Raw genomic sequence first — 20,960 nt, 5'->3', positions numbered from 1 at the left:
TGCGAAATAGCGAATCTGCAAATTTTTTCTTACGCATATTTGCCATTTTACCTTTTACTTGTTTAACACCTTTGCCTTTTGTCTTTTCGCTTTTTCATTTTCAAAAAATTATGCAGCACAATACAGTTTATCATAAATGGGTACCACAATGGCTGAAGCTGCCTCTTCTGATATTGGCATTGTTTCCCCACCTGATGTTGTTGTCGCTTTTACATTCGAACAGCGCCTTCACCTCTTCTTTTATGGATGTTGATTCAGACGACATCCAGTATTTAATGATTTTGATGTATGGGACATTTGTGGTTACCCTTTTAGTTTTACAGCGGTTTATGGCTTACTTCAGTGTGAAATATTATGTATTGCTGATGGCCTCTATTTCTGTAATTATTCTTTATGTTTTATCCGTCACCCATGATTATCATGTGATATTGGTCATCCGTTTTTTGGAAGGGATTTTCGGATTACTGGAAGGTGCTATTTTTCTTCCTCTGATTATTGCGGAATTAAAAACAAGACACGCCAAGGTTTTGGCTTATCTCTTTATGTATACCATCATGCTGACCGGAGGAACAATAACCACATCCCTTTTAAAATCCAGTATTGAAGATTACAATTTCCAGCATATGATCCTGATGATGGTGTATTTTCATGTATTTGTACTGATCATTGGTATTGCGTTATTCAACAAAAACAGATTCTTTCCTAAAAAACCTTTGTATCAATTAGATATCACCAGCTGGTTTTTACTCTGGGTATGTCTGCAGGCCGGCGGCTATGCCATCATCTATGGTAAAAGACTGATGTGGTTTGAATCTGATACCATTATCATGTGTCTGTTTATATTCCTTCTTTCAGGAGGTTTATTTATGCTTAAGCAAAGAAATTCAAAAAGACCATTATTTCATTTTGAAGTTTTCAGTTCCAGAAATGTGATTGCAGGAATGATTCTGTTTTTCATTTTTTATCTGATCCGTTCGGGATTGAATAATGTATACAGCATCATGGCTACAGTATGGAAATGGCCATGGGACTATATTGTGAACATCCAGTACTGGAATGTGGCAGGAACTCTTTTGGGAATATTATTATCAGGGATCTGCCTTGTTCGCGGAGTCTCTTCAAGGATTGTTTTCTTTACAGGATTTCTGCTGCTTGCTATTGATTGTGCGTGGTTTACCTATACTTTTTATCCAGACACTACCCTTTCCACAATCTGTCCGCCTTTATTCCTGCAGGGCGTTGCTCAGGGATTATTATTTACTCCCCTTGTATTCTTTTTAATTTCAGGAACTCCGGAAGAATATGTTTCCAATGCAACAGCTTTAGGAACGACAACCCGTTTCTGGACAACCGCTATCGGATATGCTTTGATGCAGAACCTGATGCTTTTTTTAACCCTAAAACATTCTGACACACTCAGTGCGAATCTTACAGACACCAATCCTGTTTTTTACAGTCAGTGGAACCAGCTTTTCGGCAGTACGATGTCCAGACTTTCTGTCAATGATTCTCTCTCTGTTACAGCAGGAGCTTTTAAGGCTAAAATTATGGCACAATCCATCCTTCTTTCCAATATGGAAATTTTCACGGGTCTTTTCTGGTTGGCGTTAATTACTGCCATCTGTTTATTACTTTATCACCCTGTAAAAATAGCGGTAAGGAATATCATGTAAAAGGAAGGAAGCTGGAGGCTGGAAGATCGAAGCGCTTGAAGACACTAATACCAATTAAAGCTCACTTTGATCGTTCCTAAAACAATTAATAACTTTTCTCATAATGGCTCTTTGTATCCAAAAGGCTAAGATTAACTTCTCCTTCCCATCTTCCGGCTCCATCCACTTTGGCCGGTTTATTGTTCGTATTTTTGCTCGCAATATTGCACAGGGCATTACGTTTAATACAAAAGCTTACCCATGGAAATTGAAAGAATTTTACAGAGCCAAAGAGATTTTTTTAAAACACAGCAAACCAAAAGTCTTGCTTTCCGGAAAATGTATCTCGAAAAGCTTAAAAGTCTCATTATTTCTAATGAGGATATGCTCTATGAAGCAATTAACAAAGATTTCGGGAAATCAAAATTTGATACTTTCACCACAGAATTATCCTTTATTCTGAATGATATTAATTATTATATCAAGAATTTAAAAACGCTTTCAAAACCTAAAAAAGTAAGTACTAATCTTGTTAATCAGCTGGGAAACAGTAAAATTTATGCTGATCCACTGGGATGTATACTGGTAATCGGAGCCTGGAATTATCCCTATCAGTTATCCCTTTCCCCTATTATTGCTGCAATGGCAGCCGGAAACTGCTGTATTCTAAAGCCTAGCGAAATAGCTTCAAATACCATGAAAGCTATGGTTTCTATCATCAATGAAAATTTTCCCCCTGAATATCTTTATGGGTATGAAGGCGATATTGATGAAACAACCGCTCTTTTAAGATTAAAATTTGACAAAATATTTTTTACAGGAAGCACAAAAGTGGGAAAGATTGTTTACAAAGCAGCAGCAGAACATCTTACCCCTGTAACCCTTGAGCTGGGAGGAAAATCTCCGGCAATCGTCACCCAACATGCCAATCTTGAAATGGCAGCCAAAAGAATTGTCTGGGGGAAATTCCTCAATGCCGGACAAACCTGTGTAGCTCCCGACTATCTGTTGGTAGAAGAAACCATTCAGGAACAATTCCTGGAAATGCTTAGGAAATACATCAAACAATTCAAATATGAGCTGGATTCTGAGCAGTATACAAGAATTATTAATCAAAGAAATTTCCAGCGCCTTATACGTCTTATAAATCAAGAAAAAATTTATTCCGGTGGACATTTTGATGAAGAAAAGCTATACATTGAGCCTACTATTCTCAACTCTATCGACTGGAATGATGAAATTATGCAGGAAGAAATTTTCGGTCCTCTTCTGCCGGTTATTAGCTTTCAAAATTATAATGCAGCTCTAAACGCCATTATAGAACTTGAAAAACCTTTAGCAGCTTATCTTTTCACCAATGACTCCGAAGAGAAAGAAAACTTTACGCGTAAACTATCTTTTGGAGGAGGTTGTATCAATGATACGGTAATGCATTTAAGCAATGATCATCTTCCGTTTGGAGGTGTTGGCAACTCAGGAATAGGAAATTATCACGGAAAATATGGTTTCGAAGCTTTTTCACACCAGAAAGCAGTTCTTGAAAAAGCAACATGGGGTGAACCTGACATCAAATATCCGCCTTATTCGGAAAAAAAATTAAGCTGGATAAAAAAATTATTATAATTTCTCCCTGATAAGGGATTTTAATTGAAAAAAACAATATATTTATGCCCTAAAACTAAAATCAATACCCATGAAAAATTTGAAAAAATTATCAAGAGAAAAATTAAGTAAGTTAAAAGGAGGAGTATCATGCGCTACATCTTGCTCGGATGGAAGTATGGTATATATCAGTTCTTGCACTTCGTGTATTGAGTATTCAGGTGCCGCAGCTTGCTACGACGCTAATGGAAAAGGCGCAATACGTATGGAGTTCTGTGCTGGTTCTTAAAATATTAAAAAACAAAAAACCCGTTCTTAATGAACGGGTTTTATTTTTAAAGAACCTTTCCTTTTTCCAAAAATTCTTTTACTTTTTCTTTGCTGTAGCCTTTTCCTGATTCTAAGACTTCACTCTGCTGAACATGGATCTTTTTACCATCTTTATCTAAAATGATGAAGAAAGGATAAAATTGCTGTTCCTTAATATTAATATATTGAGCAAAAACTTTCTCATTCTTATTGTCCGGAGAATAGTTCAGGTGATAATACAAATAATTTTTGTCAACAATTTCCTTCAGTTCAGGGGTCGTCTGTACAAAATTATTGAAACGAAGACACCAGATACACCAGTTACCACCAGCCTGGATCATAATATTTTTACCTTCTTTCTTAGCCTGAGCGACTAGTTTATTAATATCAGCCTGAGCATCCGCTTTTGGATCATATGGCTTTGGAAGCTTCGCTTTTTCTTCAGCAGCTTTTTTCTTTGCTTCTAACTCTTTCTGCTCAGTAGGCACGATAAGAGCTGTTTTTTGCTTTCCTTTATCGGGTGAATTCTTTACATCCTGGGCAAAAGCAATTGCACTTAGCCCTAAGAAAGCTAACAATGTCATTTTTTTCATAACATAAAAATAAAAAAATAATATATATCCCCTGCAAAAATAGAACCATAATTTTATTATCACTAAATTTGCGTGTTTTATGAATTTTCTAATCAAAATATTATATCTGATCTCCAAGCTTCCGCTGAAAATATTGTATATTTTTTCGGACGTCATCTTTTTCCTAAACTATTATCTCGTAGGATATAGAAAAGAGGTCATTACTCAGAACCTGAGAAACTCATTTCCCGAGAAATCTGAAGATGAGATTAAAGAGATAAGAAAAAAGTTCTACCTTAATTTTTCAGATTATCTGGTAGAGACTATAAAATCTTTCAGTATTTCGGAGACAGAGGCCCGGGTGAGAATGCAGCATATCAACCAGGATCTTTTTCATGACGCCAAAAAGGAAGGTAAAAATATTATCTTGCTGGCAGGGCATGTGTTTAATTGGGAATGGATCAATGCATTGGCAAAGATTGTTCCCCAGGCTCACTGCCATCCCGTATACAGAAAGGTAAATAACGATTTTTGGGAAAATCAGATGAAGCAGGTCCGAAACAAATTCGGAAATGAAGCATTGGAAGCCAATGAAGTTATTCTGAATATTTTCAGATCTAAAAATAACGGAGATTCTGCTTATATGTTTGTAGCAGACCAAACTCCTCATCACGCCCATGTTACTTACGGATTAGAATTTTTGAATCAGCGCACTCCTGCTTTTATAGGATATGATAAACTGGCAACAAGAATGGATCTTGTCTTTATCTATTGTGAGATGAAAAAGGTGAAACGCGGTTATTATCAGGTTAATTATCATAGAATATATCCGGATAATGAAAAATTCACAGAAAATGAGGTCGTGAGAAAATTTCATAAATTATTGGAAAATACGCTACACAAAAATCCTGACAACTACCTTTGGTCACACAGAAAATGGAAATATCAGAACTCTATCAAAAATTTTGATTCTGAAAAAAAATAGATTGACATGCAGAAAAAACTGGCAGTTGCCATCTTAAACTGGAACGGCAGAAACTGGCTTGAGAAATTTCTTCCGGGTGTGGTTCAATTTTCTCAGAATGCCGATATCTATGTGATAGACAATCTTTCTACAGATGATTCCATTGAGTTTCTAGAAAAGAATTTCCCAACGGTAAACATTATTAAAAATGATGAAAACTATGGGTTTGCAGGGGGTTATAATGAAGGATTAAAATCTGTCAAGAATGAATATTACTGTCTTCTCAACTCTGATGTAGAAGTTACAGAGAACTGGACGGCGCCTGTATTGGAATTATTGGAAAACAACTCTTCCATTTCAGCCGTACAGCCTAAAGTTCTATCTTATCATAACAGAAACTATTTCGAATTTGCGGGCGCTGCCGGCGGATTGATAGACAACCTTGGATATCCATATTGCAGAGGAAGAGTTTTTGATGATCTGGAAGAAGATAAAGGTCAGTATAATGATGAAACAGAGATTTTCTGGGCTTCAGGCTGCTGTTTTTTTATCCGTTCAAAAGATTTTTGGGATCAGAATGGCTTTGATGCAAGATTTTTTGCCCATCAGGAAGAAATTGATCTGTGCTGGAGGCTTATCAACGCTGGCAAGAAGATTTATTATACCGGAAAATCAAGTGTTTATCATGTAGGGGGTGGAACACTCAACAAACAGAGTGCCCAGAAGACTTATCTAAACATCAGAAATAATCTTTCTATGATGCTTAAAAACCTTCCTTTTCCTCAATTGATCTGGCTCATTTTTTTCAGGTTATGCCTGGATGGGGTTGCGGGAATTTATTTTGGATTAAAGCATGGTTTCCCACATCTTTGGGCTGTTGTAAGAGCTCATTTTGGATTTTATGCTCAGCTTCCGGGAACATGGAAACTTCGTCAGAAACACCAGAAGAATGACTTCTACCAATCAAAATGGTTGATTTTTAAACACTTTTTGGGTGGAAGGTGATAGGTGGCAGATGATGGGTAATAGGTTGTAGGGATTAGGGATTAGGGATTAGGGATTAGGGATTAGGGATTAGGGAAAATTACCACTTTCTATACTTATTTTGCACTAAGACTCATTAGAGTAAAATTTTATCACTTCAATTAACCTTAAACTTTTAAACCCAAAACCTTTAGCATCAAATTCTAAACAATAGAACCACTAACCAGCAACAATAACAACCAAGCAACCAACAACTTATAATTAAAAACAATGGATTTCTGTGCAATAGATTTTGAAACGGCCACTCACGAGAAAAGTTCAGCTTGTGAGATGGGAATTTGTGTGGTACAGGATTCAAAAATTGTTGAAACAAAAACCTGGCTGATAAAACCTCCGAGTTTTCCTTATTTCAGTAAATTCAATATTGCAGTGCATGGGATTCATCCTGAGGACGTGAAAGATGCTCCTACTTTTGATGAAATATGGCATGAAGCTCAGGAAATGATGTACGGTAGCCTTATGATTGCTCATAATGCGGGCTTCGATGCTTCTGTTTTAAGAGGATGTCTGGAGCATTACGGGATGTTCACCCCAAAATTAAATTATTTGTGCAGTATTCAGCTTGCTAAGAAATCATGGAATTATCTTCCGAAATATGGACTGAAACCATTAGCTGAATATCATAAGATTGATTTTACCCACCACAGAGCAGGGGCTGATGCTGAAGTATGTGCCAAGATTTCTTTACTGGCATTTGAGAAACTCTTCCTCACCAGTAATGATGAAGTTAACGATTATATGAAAGCAAAAATCAAAAAGCTTTAATAGCAGACTATTGAACCCGGGTTCTTGGTCTGCAATCTATATCAATCATTAATTACTCAACACTTCAGACAGTAGATTGAATTTTGGAATATCAATCTCAAAAGTCTCTTGTGTTTCCATGTTTTTAACCAGGTATTTTCCGCTCATATTTCCTACTCCGGAACGAAGCATTACATTAGAGAAGTAAGCGAAATTTTCGCCTGTTCCTATCTCAGGGGTCAATCCGATTACCCCATCGCCTATAATTTCTGTGTATCCGAATCCGACATCGAAGATCAGCCATTTTCTTTTTAATACTTTGATAGGAAAGCTTCCGTCATTTTCTATCGTAATATTGTATTTAAAAACGTAACGGTTTTCGGATGGATAACTGTTTTTACTATCATATTCAGGTATAACTGAAACTTTGATATTGGAAGTCATTTTTGAAAACATCATTGTAGCATTTTCTTAATAAATACAAAAATCTCGCCTTTTTTGAGGCGAGATTATATATTATGTTATAATTTCATTAAAAACTATAATCCAAGGCCTTTTCTTTCGTCACCTCCCATTAATATTTCAACAGGATTGTCGATACCTTCTTTTACCGCTACAAGGAATCCTACAGATTCTTTACCGTCGATAATTCTGTGGTCATAAGACATTGCTACGTACATCATTGGTCTGATTACTACCTGTCCATCAACAGCTACTGGTCTCTGGATGATGTTGTGCATTCCTAAGATTGCAGATTGTGGAGGGTTGATGATTGGAGTAGACATCATAGATCCGAAAGTACCACCATTGGTAATTGTGAAAGTACCACCAGTCATTTCATCAACAGTAATTTTACCGTCTCTTACTTTTACAGCAAGATCTTTGATGTTGGCTTCAACTCCTGCAAAAGACATATTTTCAGCGTTTCTCAATACCGGAACCATTAATCCTTTAGGACCTGAAACCGCAATTGAGATATCGCAGAAGTCGTAGTTTACTTTGAAGTCTCCGTCAATAGATGCGTTTACATCCGGATACATTTGTAATGCTCTTGTCACTGCTTTTGTAAAGAAAGACATGAAACCAAGTCCTACTCCGTGTTTTTGAGCAAATTCTTCTTTATATTGTTTTCTTAATCTGAAGATTTCAGACATATCCACTTCGTTGAAAGTCGTCAACATTGCCGTTTCATTTTTTACAGAAACCAGTCTTTGAGCGATTTTTCTTCTTAAAACTGAAAGTTTAGTAGTAGTGGTAGTTCTTGCACCTGTAGCTGTCATAGGGCTTCCTCCTAATGCAGGAACCGCTGCTAATTCAGCATCAGTTTTAGTGATTCTTCCATCTCTTCCTGTTCCTGAAACCTGAGCAGCATCCATTCCTTTTTCGTCAAGGATTTTCTTAGCAGCCGGAGATGGAGCTCCTGTTGCATAAGTTTGTGGTGCCGCTACCGGAGCAGCAGCTTTCGGAGCTTCTTGTTTAGCAGGTTCAGCAGCTTTTGGAGCTTCTTCCTGTTTTGGAGCTTCAGCAGCAGGTGCAGCACCTTCTGGTCTTGCAGCATCCATATCAATTAAACAAACTACCTGACCTACTTGTACTACATCACCTTCTTCTGCTTTTAAAGTGATAATACCACTTTGTTCTGCAGGCAATTCAAGAGTTGCTTTATCTGAATCCACTTCGGCGATAGGTTGATCTTTTTCTACATAATCACCATCTTTTACAAGCCAAGTTGCAATTTCAACTTCTGTAATTGATTCGCCCGGTGAAGGAACTTTCATTTCTAAAACTGACATATCGAGTATTTTTTATTTTTTAATTGGATATTATTTAAATTAAGCTGTAACTGGTCTTTTTGCAGGAGCATCATCTCTGTCGAAAACTCTGTTGATCACTGCATTTTGGTTTTTCTCAAACATTTTGTGGCTACCTGGAGCCGGAGCACCACTTGGTACCGGAGCTACTACCTGGATTCCTGTATCTCTGAAATTTCTCAGGATATAAGACCAAGCCCCCATGTTTTCAGGTTCTTCCTGAGCCCATACTAATTGTTTTCTATTTTCGTATTTGTTGAAGATGGCTTCAATAACATCTGCCTGTAGCGGATATAACTGCTCAAATCTTACTAATGCGATATTTTCACAGTTCAATTCTTCTTTCTTCGCTAGTAATTCGAAATACAGTTTACCTGAACAAAGAACTACTTTTTCAACTTTTTTAGGATCTGCTGTTGGATCGTCCAATACTGGCTGGAATGCACCGTTTGCAAAATCTTCAAGCGGAGAAACCACTTTAGGATGTCTCAATAGAGATTTAGGACTCATTACAATCAATGGTTTTCTAAATGCCCATTTCAACTGTCTTCTTAATAAATGGAAGTAGTTGGCAGGTGAAGTAATATTTGCTACCACCATGTTTTCGTTAGCACAAAGGGTAAGGAATCTCTCCAATCTTGCTGAAGAGTGCTCTGCACCCTGTCCTTCTGAACCGTGAGGCAATAACATTACCAATCCGTCCTGGATTTTCCATTTTTCTTCTGCCGCAGCTAAATACTGGTCAACGATAATCTGAGCACCGTTCACGAAATCTCCGAACTGAGCTTCCCAGATTGTCAATGTATTTGGAGAAGCCATTGCATATCCGTAATCGAAACCTAGAACACCATATTCTGAAAGGTGGGAGTTGAATACATCAAATCTGCTTTCAGAAACGTGTCTTAATGGGATATATTCTTCTTCTGTATCTTCAGTTTTTACCACAGCATGTCTGTGAGAGAATGTTCCTCTTTCTACATCTTCCCCTGAGATTCTTACATTGTGACCTTCTACAAGAAGTGTTGCATAAGCTAACCACTCTCCTAGCGCCCAGTCTAATGAGTTACCATCAATAGCTTTGATACGGTTATCGAAAAGTCTTGTAATTTTATTGATGAACTTTTTATCAGCTGGAAGTGTTGACATTTTAAGCGCCAATTCTTTCAGCTTCGCTAAGTCATATTTTGTATCTACCGGTAACTGAACTGCTCCTCTCTTACCAATTGGATAATTTACCCAATCTTCAGCCATGAACACATCCATTACGTTTTTCTCAATCTCTTTAGAAGCATCAAAATCTTTATCTAAGAGCGCTTTGAATTCCGTTTCCATTTTAGCAATTACATCGTTGGAAGTAATGCTGTCTTTAAGCAATTTATCTTTATAAATTTCTCTTGGGTTCGGGTGTTTTGAAATGGTTTTATAAAGGTTAGGCTGAGTGAATCTTGGTTCATCACCTTCGTTGTGACCATATTTTCTATATCCTAAAAGATCGATATACACATCTTTTCCGAATTTTGCTCTGAAATCAGCAGCAAAGTGGATGGCGTGAACAACCGCTTCAGCATCGTCAGCATTTACGTGCATTACAGGAGATTCTGTAACTTTTGCAATGTCTGTACAGTACGTTGAAGATCTTGCATCCATGTAGTTCGTAGTAAATGAAACCTGGTTGTTTACAACGATATGAACGGTACCTCCTGTTCTGTATCCTTCCAATGTCATCATCTGAGCCACTTCATAAGCAATACCTTGTCCAGCAATAGCACCATCACCGTGGATGATGATTGGCAATACTTTAGAGTAATCTTTGTATTTGTCATCTACTTTTGCACGGCAGATACCTTCTACAAGGGCAGCTACTGTTTCAAGGTGAGATGGGTTTGGCGTAAGGTTGATGCAAACTTCTTCTCCTGAAGCCGTTTTGATCTTTTTAGATGATCCTAAGTGATATTTAACATCTCCTGAGAATACATCTTCTTCGAATTCTTTTCCTTCAAATTCTGAGAAGATCTGCTTGTAAGATTTTCCGAAGATATTCGTCAGTACGTTTAGTCTACCTCTGTGAGCCATTCCTAATACCACTTCATCTACTCCTAACTGAGAAGATCTTGAGATCAGCTGATCTAAAGCAGGGATTAATGTTTCACCACCTTCTAATGAGAATCTTTTTTGTCCTACAAATTTTGTGTGAAGATAGTTTTCAAAAGCAACCGCCTGGTTTAATTTTAATAAGATTTCTGTTTTTTCGTTTGCAGAAAGGCTTGGATGGTTTTCATTTACCTGAAGCCATCTTTTAATGAAATCTTTTTCTTCAACATTGTTGATGTACGTATATTCTACTCCGATAGAATCACAGTAGATGCTTTCAAGGTGTTTGATCAAATCTGCTAAAGTAGCAGGTTCTTTCATTCCTGTTTCTACAGCACAGTTGAATTTTGTATTTAAATCTTCTTTAGAAAGACCGAAGTTTTCGATGTCTAAAGTAGGTGTATAGTGTCTTCTTTCTCTAACTGGGTTAGTCTTTGTAAAAAGGTGCCCTCTTGTTCTGTAAGCCTCAATAAGGTTGACTACTTTAAATTCTTTCTTGATATGTTCAGGAACTTCTCCGTTTGATACTGCCTGAGAAATCTGTTGTTGTACTGCCGGAGCAGCATTGGCCGGAGCCTGAATAAACTGAATGTTATCGTCATCTCCGTAGTTCTCCAAAGCAAAATCGAAGCCTTGAAAGAAAGCTTTCCATGATGGTTCTAGAGAGTCCGGGAATTTTAAGTACTGTTGGTATAAATCCTCAATTAACTGAGAATGAGCTGCGTTTAGGAATGAAAATCTGTCCATTATTACAGTTTATCTATTTATTAAAATTTATTTGTAGAATTAATCTTCAAATTTAATAAAAAAAACCGAGTTAGAACAGTCTGAAACCGTTAAAAAAACTTAAGAAAAAATAAATTAAGAAAAAATTACTTATACACTGATAATGAGAGTTTAACATTCACCTCCTGTCCTTCCATCGGACGTTCAATAAAGGTCTGACGGATATCTCCGAAGCGCATCTCATCTTTTTTGGCTTTCTGAATCAGTTGCTGGATTGCCCGAATTCGTCCCTCATAGTTCCCTTTGTAGTACATTACGTAATTTTGAGACGGATTTACGGACCTAAAATTGAAATTATTGTCAGACACTCCAATTTTCTTAGAAAGTGGAATTCCGAGGAAATAAGAAACCTCTTTGTCTTTGTAATTATCTGCGTCTGTAATCAGAATAGGATATCCGAATTCATCATCTCTTTTTCCAAGGTCCATCGTTACGAAATTATATACTTTGTTATAATTCATCACGATATTTTTGTAGAGCGCATCTTTTTTATTCGAAGTACTTACATTGATTCCCAGCAGCAGTTTGTCTTCTTCATTTTCTACCATGAGACTGTCGTACTTAATAGCCGCCATCTGGTTATCTTTTTCTACTTTATTTCCTAAAGAATTTTTAAGATTCGCCATACTTTTGTTGATATTCTCAGCAAAACGATCCTCAGTCCAGAAGTTCTCCACTCTTTTCCAGACAGAAAGTTTCGGGGTGTGTACGTACCAGATGATCTTTGTTTTTTCTGCAGAAACCGGCTTAAATTTAACATCAACTAATGTTGGATTTTCATTTTCATCCTCAAACAGCTGGTATTTCAATGTTTTATTGAGGTTCTCATACCTGATGAACATTTCTCCATCGGTATTATTTTTAGGATCTACATAACTGATGGCGCTTCCCTGCCCTTCATAAGGCGTATAATAATCAATATCTATAGAAGATGAGCTGGTAAAAAAGTTATTCCATCTCGTAAAATTCTGAAGGTTATTAAACTGAACAAAAACCTTCTCCACCGGATAATCGATCTCTTTTTCAATGGTAAAGTTTTTACTTTCATCCACAAAATAATACATGGAAGCAGCATAAGCTCCTCCCAAAAGAATAATAATTACCGCTAAAATTTTAAAAATACGCATCGCACAAAAATAATACAAATAAAAAGAGTGAACAATATACAGATTGTTTTGAAAAAAAATAATGCATTAAAAAAATATTGATTTAATGATTAATATCAAATAATCTGTGGTATGTATGGTATGCATATTGTTTTTTGGAACGCCTTAATTTTATTTTTATGAAGAAGTTATGTACATTTCCATTGGTTTTGTTATCATCAGTTGTATTTTCTCAATACTCAATTTCTGAAATCCCACAGGATGGATACCTGAAAGACTTTGATATCGCAGTTGACATCATTCAGAAACAGCATCCAAATCCTTACAGATTCCACAGCAAGGAAATTATTGACAAAAAAATAGATTCTCTCCGTAATATTGTTAAAAAAGATCCAGGCTATATCAGCCTGCTTATGAACAATCCTGCGAGAATCATTGGGGACGGACACAGTTCCTTCAGTGCAGATTCCAATTATTTTGAAAACATTCTAAGTTCTCTTTATTTTTTTCCTCTGCAGACTTATGTACAGAATGGCCAACTATTTGTGAATGGATCCAATCCTTATTCTATTGAAGTGGGAAGCAAGATTATTGAGATTAATAATACAAGTTCTTCAGAGCTTTTAAAGGCTGTTCCTAAAGCTGCGGATGGAAATATTAAAGTGGAAGATGTAGATATGTCTTTTTACATTCCTTTTGTCTTAAAAAACCAGACCAATGATTTCACCTTGAAATACGAAACACTTAAAGGAGAACAGAAAACTGCAAAAGTGAAAGGTATTAAGTATCCGAGATACTATTATGAAAGCAGGCATTCTGTATTGCCTGTTGATCTGATTTCAGAAAGCTATGGAATTTATGGTTATTCCATTGATTCTGAAACATACTATTTGTCTGTAAAATCTTTTTCTTATGATGAAAGCTTTTTATATGAAAGGCTAAAGAAATTTTTCCAGGAAATGAAGGATCTGAAAGCTAAAAAACTGATTATAGACATCCGTAATAATTCGGGTGGAGCTATCAGCAATGTCCCTTTGCTGTATTCGTTCATTGCTAAAGATAAAACATTCAATAATGAATATCAGTACGGAACTAAGGTTGTTGACATCAATTATAAAGATTATCTGGTAGATCCTCAAACCAGCCGTTATTATTCTGATAAAGATATTGCGGATCAGAATAATTTCATGAGACAGCGATTTGACAAAGCAGAAAAAGGAGATTATTATTTTGGAAACTCAAGGCTTGATAATACGTATGTAAAAAGTTACCCGAGAGACGGAATATTTTTTGACGGGAAAATTATTTTACTGATCAATAACCGTACTTTCTCTGCAGCCACCTATTTTGCATCGTTATTTAAAAGTGAAAAAAGAGGGGAAATTATAGGAAAGGAAACCGGCTCTTGCAGTAATTTCACTACAGCCGCATGGTTTCTTACCTACAGACTACCCAATACCAAGTCTGTTATTTCTATTCCAAGAACGGAAATCTTCTTTAACAGTAATGATAAAGAGAATGTTGCCAAATGTACAGGTGTAATTCCTGATCATGCCGTTAGTACCAGCTTTTTCTTAGAATCGTTAAAAGAGCAAAAAGATCCTGAATTAGAATACTCATTGACTTTGTTTTCCAAATAGAAATACTTAGCAAAAAAAAGAAACCTAAATAGGTTTCTTTTTTTTGCTTTTTGGTTAAAAATTCACCACTTAATCAGAAAATCTTTCTCTGATTCTTTGCTTTTCTTATCCAATATGTGTTCCCGGAGCAATCACAGCTCCTTTCTTTACAACAACAATCCCATCCTGTACGGAATAAGTACCATAATCTCCATCCGGAATATGTTTTCCGCCTATGATTTTGACATTATCGCCAATGTAACAGTTTTTATCAAGGATTGCTTTTTCTATATAACAGTATTTCCCGATTCCCATATTAGGCCGACCACCTCTGTCATTCAGCACTATTTCCGTTGTGTTTTGGTAGAAATCAGCTCCCATGACGTAAGAGTTTACGATGGTACTTCCTTTATCAATTCTTGTTCTGTTTCCGATCACGGAATTTTCAATTTTATCTGCCATGATAATACATCCATCTCCAAAAACAGCCTTACTTACATAGGAACCGTTGATTTTTGATGGCGGAAGCATCCTTGCTCTGGTATAAATAGGAGAAGAAGAAAAAAGGTTAAACTGTGGCAGATCCAGACAAAGATCAAGATTCGCTTCGTAGAATGACTCTATGGTTCCGATATCCGTCCAGTAACCTTCATACTGATAGCTTAATGTCTTATATTTTCCAATAGAACTTGGGATGATATCTTTTCCAAAATCATCGCCAGCTCCCTCATCAAACATTTTTTTAAGGATATTTTTGGTGAAAATATAGATTCCCATGGAAGCCAGAAACTCTTTTCCGGTGTGTTTATTTTCATCTGAAACTTCAGATTTCATACCTTCCAGCATATCATAACCCGGCTTTTCATAGAAAGAGGTAATATTTCCTTCGTCGTCGGATTTTAAGATCCCAAAACCTGTGGCATCTTTTGCATTGACCGGAATGGTAGCAATGGTAAGATCGCCTCCGTTTTCAATGTGAAAGTCGAGCATTTCCCTGAAATCCATTTGATACAGCTGATCTCCTGAAAGAATAAGAATATAGTCATAATCATATTTTTCAAGATGTTTCATCGACTGGCGTACCGCATCTGCAGTTCCCTGGTACCAGCTTTCATTTTCCACGTTCTGTTCGGCTGCGAGAATATCCACGAAACCTTTGCTGAAGATATCAAAATGATAAGAGTTCTTAATATGTGAATTGAGAGAAGCAGAATTAAACTGCGTTAAAACCAGAATTTTATTTAGTCCTGAATTCAGGCAGTTTGAAATAGGAATATCAACCAGTCTGTATTTTCCTGCAATAGGAACAGCCGGTTTTGATCTGGTATACGTTAACGGGAATAGTCTTGTCCCTCTGCCTCCTCCTAAAACAATGGAGATTACATTTCGATTCATAAATATCTTGCGTTTTTTATTTTATTAAGTTTACGGTTCTGTTTTTAGTGTTTACTGCTAATTTAAAGCATTCTTTATTTTCATATTTCAGATTTGAATTGATCACTACCACTTCATACTCTCCCTGATCATTCAGTTCTTTAACCTGTTTATCCACATCATCAATCGGAATGTTATAGTCTCTCAACTTGCTCCTGAATAATTTGTTTACAATCAGAACATCCATTAAATCTGCACTTTTCATGACAAAATTTTCTAAATCCTGATGATATTTTGCTTCCCAGCCTTTACCATATTTCTTTGTGATAGCAGCCAGTGTTTTTTTATTGGCTCTGTTTATCTTTTTTTCCAATTCATCATTAATAATACATCCTCCGGCATGCACTGTTTTTATTTTCCATTTCTCAGAAATACCATAGGCTGCTTCTTCGCCGGACCTATCTTTAAGACCGGATCCGTACAGCCAGAAATAGCCATTACGAAGTCCGTCATCTTCTTTTTTACAGGAAGAAATTAGAATTATGATGAATAGAAAGAAAAAAAACTTTCTCATATTTAGCTATTATATAAAGCTATGTATTTTTCTGCAGATTTCTCCCATGCAAAGTCAAAATTCATGTTGGCATGGATAAGATCTTCCATGACTCCTTTTTGATTATAAATCGCCATTGCCCTGTTCATCGCATGTACAACATCATCTACACCCGGATATGTAAAATTAAGCCCCGCTCCACCTGTTGAAATATCTTCCACAGTATCTCTGAGTCCTCCTGTATATCTTACCACCGGCACAGTTCCATATCTCATGGAATACATTTGATTCAGCCCACAAGGCTCTACTCTGGAAGGCATCAGAAGAAAGTCTGCCGAGGCATATATCTTATGGGAAAGATGTTCTTTATATCCCAGATCCAGGGCAAAATTGGTATACGTATAGTCGTATTCCTTCAGTTTATTTTCAATATATGTATTTCCTGAGCCGAGGATCATTATATTTAAAGCTCCATAGCTTTGTTTTATACTTCGCCATACTACATCAGGCAGCAGGTCTGCTCCTTTTTCTGTGGCAAATCTTCCGATAAAAGCAAATAAAGGAAGTTCGGGTTTCAATCCATATTCCTTACAGAGTTTTTCTTTATTTTTTTTCTTCTGAGCAACAGCATTTTTACTGTTAAAATTAAAATCCAGCATCGGATCGGTTTCCGGATTCCAGACTTCAGTATCAATACCGTTGATGATTCCATATGCTTTTCCGAATTCCTGACGAACCAGACTTTCCAGTCCGCGGAAGCTGATGAAAAGTTCTTCAAGATAGCCTTCGGAAACGGTGGTAAAAGCATCGGCACATTTAATCATACTTGCCAGAGGATTCATGAATCCGTTCCAATCCATCAGTCCCCATTTGTAATGATCAAAAGAAGGCATATAATTGGCCATTCCCCAGCTCATCATTCCCTGATATTCTCCGTTATGAATGGTTCCTATTGTTTTTACGCCTTTTAAGAATCTGAATTCTGAACAGTTTTCTACCATAAAAGGCACTAATCCTGTATGATAATCATGACAGTGCAGTACATCCGGACGAATCTCCATCGCACACAACCAATGGAGCACTCCATGCTGAAAAGCTATAAACTGGAAGCTCTCATCCTGATAGCCGTAAGGATTATCCCGGTCTAATAATCCGGGAACTCTTACCATATACAGTTCAAATCCCAAAACATTGCTCTTTTCTTTCAACACCTGAACCTGCAGCATATTCGTACCCTGATGGATAAATCCATCAAAAACCACATCGAATTCGTGATCATGAACAAAAGGTTTATTGTAATAAGGCATCACTACTTTTGCCTCTATTCCTTTTATTTTATTCTGATACTTTGGTAACGCTCCGACTACATCTGCCAGGCCACCTACTTTTGCTACAGGATAACATTCTGTACTTAAATGATAAACAACCATTCTTTATCTCTTGTGTTTAATTCTATGTAATTTATACTTTTTATCTTTCTTCTGCCGTAAAATAATTCCTGCCAATGGAGGTAACTTCACCGTCATTGTCTTCGGATGCCCTCTCCATTCTTCATATTTTTCTTCCAATATTTCAGGTTTTACTCCGCTTCCGCTAAATATTTCATCGTCGGAACTTAAAACAACTTCCCAGTGTGTGCCTGCAGGAATCCCGATTTTATAATCCAATACTTTTGGGGCAAGGTTTAAGGCAACCATCATCACATCATCTCTCTTTTTACCTTTCCTTAAGTATACATATACTGAGTTTTCGAGATCGTCTGCTTCTACCCATTCAAAACCATGCTTATCAAACTGATTCTCATAAAAGGCAGTTTCTGACCTGTACAGGTGATTAAGTTCTTTAACAATCTCCTGCATTCCTTTATGAACAGGATATTTCAATAAATGCCAGTCGAGGCTTCTGGTAAAATTCCACTCACTGGTCTGCCCGAATTCATCCCCCATAAAAAGCAGCTTGGCTCCGGGATGGGTATACATATATACATACAAGGTCCGCAGATTGGCAAATTTCTGCCATTCATCGCCTTTCATTTTATAGATCAGACTTGCTTTTCCGTGTACGACTTCATCGTGTGACAAAGGCATCATATAATTTTCATTATACATATACATAGAAGCAAATGTCAGTTTATGGTGATGGAATTTACGGTTTGGAAAGTCTTCTTTGAAATAATCCAGGGTATCATGCATCCAGCCCATCATCCATTTCATTCCAAATCCTACACCGCCATCATGAACAGGTTTTGTAAGCATAGGAAAATCTGAACTTTCTTCTGCGATTGTCATGATATTATTTCCAAATTCTTTGTAAACTGCTGTATTGAACTCCTGCAGAAAAGCTTTTGCTTCCAGATTTACATTCGTTCCATATATATTAGGCTCCCATTCGCCTTCATTTCTTGAATAATCTAAATGAAGCATTGAGGTTACCGCATCCACGCGTAATCCATCTGCATGATAACGATCCAGCCAGAACATGGCATTTGAAATCAGAAAAGACTTGACTTCGTTTCTTCCGTAATTGAAAATATGTGACTTCCAATCGGGATGAAATCCTTTTCTCGGATCTTCATGTTCATAGAGGTATGAGCCGTCAAAGCGGTGAAGCCCGTTAGCATCTCCCGGAAAATGGGACGGAACCCAATCCAGAATAACGCCTATTTCATTGTTATGAAGCTCATCAATGAGAAACATGAGATACTGTGGAGAACCAAAGCGCGAAGTTGCTGCATAAAATCCTGTAATCTGATATCCCCAGCTTGGCTCGTAAGGATACTCCATTACGGGCATAAATTCTACATGGGTAAATCCCATTTCTTTTATATAAGGCACCAGCTTTTTAGCAATGTCCCGGTAGTTCAGAAAACGGTCAGGATAATCACCGTCTCTGACCCATGAACCAAGGTGCAGTTCATATACGGATATAGGAGCATCCAGCCTGTTTCTTTCCCAACGGGAGTTCATCCATTCCTGATCCTTCCATTCATACCAAGTGGTGGAAACCAGAGAAGCTGCCTGAATATTTTGTTCCCAGCTCAATGCATAGGGATCACTTTTTTCCAGAATTTCGCCTCCTTCTGTTTCAATAGCATATTTGTATAATGTTCCCCAGGTTAATCCTTCAATAAACCCTTCCCAAATCCCTGATTCATCCCATCGGGGAAACAGAATATGATCTTTATGATTCCAGTTATTAAAATTTCCGATCACGGAAACTTTTTTTGCATTGGGTGCCCAAACTGAAAAATACACTCCCTTTACGCCATCTTTTTCTGCAGAATGTGCTCCAAATTTACCATACAGCTTATAATGCCTACCTTCTTTGAAAAGATATACATCATGATCGGTAAAAAGCGTGTAGGTCTTAACAGAATTCATCAAGATTGGTTGGTATTTATATTTTTCTTGAAACTACGAAAAATACTGACAACAGCGATGAATTATTCATCAAATAATTGTCAATTTCATTTCGTGTTTTGTCTATCTATCAAATATATCATTTTTTACCTCATATTTTTATGATTTCAAAACAATCTTTTTTATAAATTTAACCTCAATATTTTATTAAACACACACGATGAGGTTTGAAATTCATACAGAAGAAAAAGACGACAGACCGGTATTTATCACCGGAAATTTCAACAGCTGGAATCCCAAAGATTACGGTTTTCAGCTTAAAAAAATTGATCAGGCCAATTATTTTATAGAAATTGATGACCAGGCTCTTCCTGATGATATTGAGTACAAATTCACAAAGGGTGGATGGGAGAATGTAGAACTGGATCAATATGGAAATATCACTCCCAACCGGAAAACAAAAAAATCAGAGGGTAAAACTTCTGATTCCGTAGAAAAATGGAGATTAAACTGGGGACCCTTCAAAGAAGAATATTACCCCACTGCAGAAGTAATTTCCGAAAACTTTTATATTCCACAGCTTGACCGTTACCGCAAAGTCTGGGCTCTCCTTCCTTACGATTATCATACAACTGATAAACGATATCCCGTTTTATACCTTCAGGATGCACAAAATTTATTCAATGAAGGAAGTGGTTTCGGAAATTGGGAAATTGACAAAAAACTATCTATCCTTGCAGAATATGGGCGTGGTGACCTTATTATCATCGCCATAGAGCATGGCAGCGAGGAAAGAATTAAAGAATATATTTTTGATAATGACCATGTAGCTAACGGTTCTGAAGGGAAAAAATACATCCGCTTTATTGCAGATACTTTAAAACCATTCGTGGATGAAAATTACAGGACTAAAAAAGACCGTGACAATACGGGAATCGGAGGCAGTTCATTAGGCGCACTGATCAGCATCTATAGTGGTTTTCTATACCCTGAGGTCTATTCTAAGCTATTAATCTTCTCTCCTTCTCTTTGGGTAGAACCGAATAACAACTTCCCTATGATGAATTTCCGGGTTCCTTTTAAGACAAAAATTTATCTTTATGGAGGAGGTCAGGAAGGATCCAAAATGGTCAAAAGGATTCATATTTTTGAAGAGTACCTGAAAAAATGGGAAGAGAAAAAGTTGTTTGATTTTGAATTTAAAACCAATATCAATCCTGAAGGTACCCATAATGAGTTTTACTGGTCGCAGGAGTTTCCAAGGGCTATCGAATGGCTATTCTATGACAATACAGAAAATCCTGTGGAAGTAAAACCACAACAGCAAAGCATTAAAAACTAAACATATTAAAACCGCTGTAGAAAACTTTCTGC

16 protein-coding genes are annotated in these 20,960 nt (G+C 36.8%); 7 read left to right on the top strand and 9 right to left on the bottom strand.

All coding sequences use genetic code 11. The features are described 5' to 3' along the window. The first annotated feature begins 110 nt into the window (after positions 1 to 110). Together ACWPWS_RS03930 and ACWPWS_RS03925 are read left to right on the top strand one after the other, a co-directional pair. A complete protein-coding gene (locus ACWPWS_RS03930; RefSeq protein ID WP_209784250.1) occupies positions 111 to 1,673 on the top strand; it encodes an MFS transporter in 1,563 nt (520 codons plus the stop codon). Positions 1,674 to 1,913: 240 nt separating this feature from the next. Beyond that, positions 1,914 to 3,275 carry an aldehyde dehydrogenase gene (locus ACWPWS_RS03925; protein ID WP_454045574.1) on the top strand — a complete coding sequence of 454 codons (1,362 nt, stop codon included), beginning with the start codon at positions 1,914 to 1,916 and terminating at the stop codon, positions 3,273 to 3,275. Between the two features lie 314 nt (positions 3,276 to 3,589). On the opposite strand, the gene ACWPWS_RS03920 is transcribed toward ACWPWS_RS03925, so the two are convergent. Further along, positions 3,590 to 4,156, bottom strand: coding sequence for a thioredoxin family protein (locus ACWPWS_RS03920; RefSeq protein ID WP_454045573.1), 567 nt, complete (start codon positions 4,154 to 4,156; stop codon positions 3,590 to 3,592). Positions 4,157 to 4,235: 79 nt separating this feature from the next. Between ACWPWS_RS03920 and ACWPWS_RS03915 the strand changes: the two genes are divergently transcribed. The 3 genes from ACWPWS_RS03915 to ACWPWS_RS03905 all read left to right on the top strand — a co-directional run bounded on the left by ACWPWS_RS03915 (position 4,236) and on the right by ACWPWS_RS03905 (position 6,908). Then, positions 4,236 to 5,120 (top strand): lysophospholipid acyltransferase family protein, encoded by an 885-nt coding sequence (locus ACWPWS_RS03915; protein WP_454045572.1) that lies wholly within the window; start codon positions 4,236 to 4,238, stop codon positions 5,118 to 5,120. Positions 5,121 to 5,126: 6 nt separating this feature from the next. Beyond that, positions 5,127 to 6,104 (top strand): glycosyltransferase family 2 protein, encoded by a 978-nt coding sequence (locus ACWPWS_RS03910; RefSeq protein ID WP_454045571.1) that lies wholly within the window; start codon positions 5,127 to 5,129, stop codon positions 6,102 to 6,104. Positions 6,105 to 6,353: 249 nt separating this feature from the next. Then, positions 6,354 to 6,908 carry a 3'-5' exonuclease gene (locus ACWPWS_RS03905; RefSeq protein WP_454045570.1) on the top strand — a complete coding sequence of 185 codons (555 nt, stop codon included), beginning with the start codon at positions 6,354 to 6,356 and terminating at the stop codon, positions 6,906 to 6,908. 48 nt (positions 6,909 to 6,956) lie between these two features. Here ACWPWS_RS03905 and apaG read toward each other — a convergent pair whose 3' ends face one another. The 4 genes from apaG to ACWPWS_RS03885 all read right to left on the bottom strand — a co-directional run bounded on the left by apaG (position 6,957) and on the right by ACWPWS_RS03885 (position 12,702). Further along, positions 6,957 to 7,346: a Co2+/Mg2+ efflux protein ApaG gene (apaG, locus tag ACWPWS_RS03900; RefSeq protein ID WP_034695467.1), complete on the bottom strand. Its 390-nt coding sequence runs from the start codon at positions 7,344 to 7,346 to the stop codon at positions 6,957 to 6,959. An 80-nt stretch (positions 7,347 to 7,426) separates the two neighbouring features. Continuing rightward, positions 7,427 to 8,680: a 2-oxoglutarate dehydrogenase complex dihydrolipoyllysine-residue succinyltransferase gene (gene odhB, locus ACWPWS_RS03895; protein ID WP_105682114.1), complete on the bottom strand. Its 1,254-nt coding sequence runs from the start codon at positions 8,678 to 8,680 to the stop codon at positions 7,427 to 7,429. Positions 8,681 to 8,719: 39 nt separating this feature from the next. Then, positions 8,720 to 11,536 (bottom strand): 2-oxoglutarate dehydrogenase E1 component, encoded by a 2,817-nt coding sequence (locus ACWPWS_RS03890; RefSeq protein WP_454045569.1) that lies wholly within the window; start codon positions 11,534 to 11,536, stop codon positions 8,720 to 8,722. 125 nt (positions 11,537 to 11,661) lie between these two features. Continuing rightward, positions 11,662 to 12,702 carry an SRPBCC domain-containing protein gene (locus ACWPWS_RS03885; protein WP_454045568.1) on the bottom strand — a complete coding sequence of 347 codons (1,041 nt, stop codon included), beginning with the start codon at positions 12,700 to 12,702 and terminating at the stop codon, positions 11,662 to 11,664. A gap of 158 nt (positions 12,703 to 12,860) precedes the next feature. On the opposite strand from ACWPWS_RS03885, the gene ACWPWS_RS03880 reads away from it, so the two are divergent. Continuing rightward, complete coding sequence (locus ACWPWS_RS03880) at positions 12,861 to 14,321, top strand: S41 family peptidase (protein ID WP_454045567.1); 1,461 nt, start codon at positions 12,861 to 12,863, stop codon at positions 14,319 to 14,321. A gap of 105 nt (positions 14,322 to 14,426) precedes the next feature. Here ACWPWS_RS03880 and ACWPWS_RS03875 read toward each other — a convergent pair whose 3' ends face one another. The 4 genes from ACWPWS_RS03875 to glgB are packed head-to-tail and all read right to left on the bottom strand — an operon-like array spanning position 14,427 to position 19,607. After that, positions 14,427 to 15,695 (bottom strand): glucose-1-phosphate adenylyltransferase, encoded by a 1,269-nt coding sequence (locus ACWPWS_RS03875; protein WP_454045566.1) that lies wholly within the window; start codon positions 15,693 to 15,695, stop codon positions 14,427 to 14,429. Between the two features lie 16 nt (positions 15,696 to 15,711). Beyond that, positions 15,712 to 16,248, bottom strand: coding sequence for an FEKKY domain-containing protein (locus tag ACWPWS_RS03870; protein ID WP_454045565.1), 537 nt, complete (start codon positions 16,246 to 16,248; stop codon positions 15,712 to 15,714). 2 nt (positions 16,249 to 16,250) lie between these two features. Beyond that, positions 16,251 to 17,657 (bottom strand): glycogen synthase, encoded by a 1,407-nt coding sequence (locus tag ACWPWS_RS03865; protein WP_454045564.1) that lies wholly within the window; start codon positions 17,655 to 17,657, stop codon positions 16,251 to 16,253. A gap of 3 nt (positions 17,658 to 17,660) precedes the next feature. Next, entirely contained in the window at positions 17,661 to 19,607 is a 1,947-nt protein-coding gene (gene glgB, locus ACWPWS_RS03860; protein WP_454045563.1) for a 1,4-alpha-glucan branching protein GlgB, read from the bottom strand. Positions 19,608 to 19,806: 199 nt separating this feature from the next. Between glgB and ACWPWS_RS03855 the strand changes: the two genes are divergently transcribed. Beyond that, entirely contained in the window at positions 19,807 to 20,928 is a 1,122-nt protein-coding gene (locus ACWPWS_RS03855; protein WP_454045562.1) for an alpha/beta hydrolase, read from the top strand. The last annotated feature ends 32 nt before the right edge of the window (positions 20,929 to 20,960 follow it).

The organism is Chryseobacterium sp. Marseille-Q8038 (assembly GCF_965111995.1).
Note: the sequence above shows the minus strand (reverse complement) of the source record. Positions and strands in the feature narration are given on the sequence as shown.

Excerpts from the sequence above, each read along its gene's own strand:
- ACWPWS_RS03930 (WP_209784250.1), top strand. The coding sequence starts at position 111 with ATGCAGCACAATACAGTTTATCATAAATGGGTACCACAATGGCTGAAG.
- ACWPWS_RS03925 (WP_454045574.1), top strand. The coding sequence starts at position 1,914 with ATGGAAATTGAAAGAATTTTACAGAGCCAAAGAGATTTTTTTAAAACA.
- ACWPWS_RS03920 (WP_454045573.1), bottom strand. The coding sequence starts at position 4,156 with ATGAAAAAAATGACATTGTTAGCTTTCTTAGGGCTAAGTGCAATTGCT.
- ACWPWS_RS03915 (WP_454045572.1), top strand. The coding sequence starts at position 4,236 with ATGAATTTTCTAATCAAAATATTATATCTGATCTCCAAGCTTCCGCTG.
- ACWPWS_RS03910 (WP_454045571.1), top strand. The coding sequence starts at position 5,127 with ATGCAGAAAAAACTGGCAGTTGCCATCTTAAACTGGAACGGCAGAAAC.
- ACWPWS_RS03905 (WP_454045570.1), top strand. The coding sequence starts at position 6,354 with ATGGATTTCTGTGCAATAGATTTTGAAACGGCCACTCACGAGAAAAGT.
- apaG (WP_034695467.1), bottom strand. The coding sequence starts at position 7,346 with ATGATGTTTTCAAAAATGACTTCCAATATCAAAGTTTCAGTTATACCT.
- odhB (WP_105682114.1), bottom strand. The coding sequence starts at position 8,680 with ATGTCAGTTTTAGAAATGAAAGTTCCTTCACCGGGCGAATCAATTACA.
- ACWPWS_RS03890 (WP_454045569.1), bottom strand. The coding sequence starts at position 11,536 with ATGGACAGATTTTCATTCCTAAACGCAGCTCATTCTCAGTTAATTGAG.
- ACWPWS_RS03885 (WP_454045568.1), bottom strand. The coding sequence starts at position 12,702 with ATGCGTATTTTTAAAATTTTAGCGGTAATTATTATTCTTTTGGGAGGA.
- ACWPWS_RS03880 (WP_454045567.1), top strand. The coding sequence starts at position 12,861 with ATGAAGAAGTTATGTACATTTCCATTGGTTTTGTTATCATCAGTTGTA.
- ACWPWS_RS03875 (WP_454045566.1), bottom strand. The coding sequence starts at position 15,695 with ATGAATCGAAATGTAATCTCCATTGTTTTAGGAGGAGGCAGAGGGACA.
- ACWPWS_RS03870 (WP_454045565.1), bottom strand. The coding sequence starts at position 16,248 with ATGAGAAAGTTTTTTTTCTTTCTATTCATCATAATTCTAATTTCTTCC.
- ACWPWS_RS03865 (WP_454045564.1), bottom strand. The coding sequence starts at position 17,657 with ATGGTTGTTTATCATTTAAGTACAGAATGTTATCCTGTAGCAAAAGTA.
- glgB (WP_454045563.1), bottom strand. The coding sequence starts at position 19,607 with ATGAATTCTGTTAAGACCTACACGCTTTTTACCGATCATGATGTATAT.
- ACWPWS_RS03855 (WP_454045562.1), top strand. The coding sequence starts at position 19,807 with ATGAGGTTTGAAATTCATACAGAAGAAAAAGACGACAGACCGGTATTT.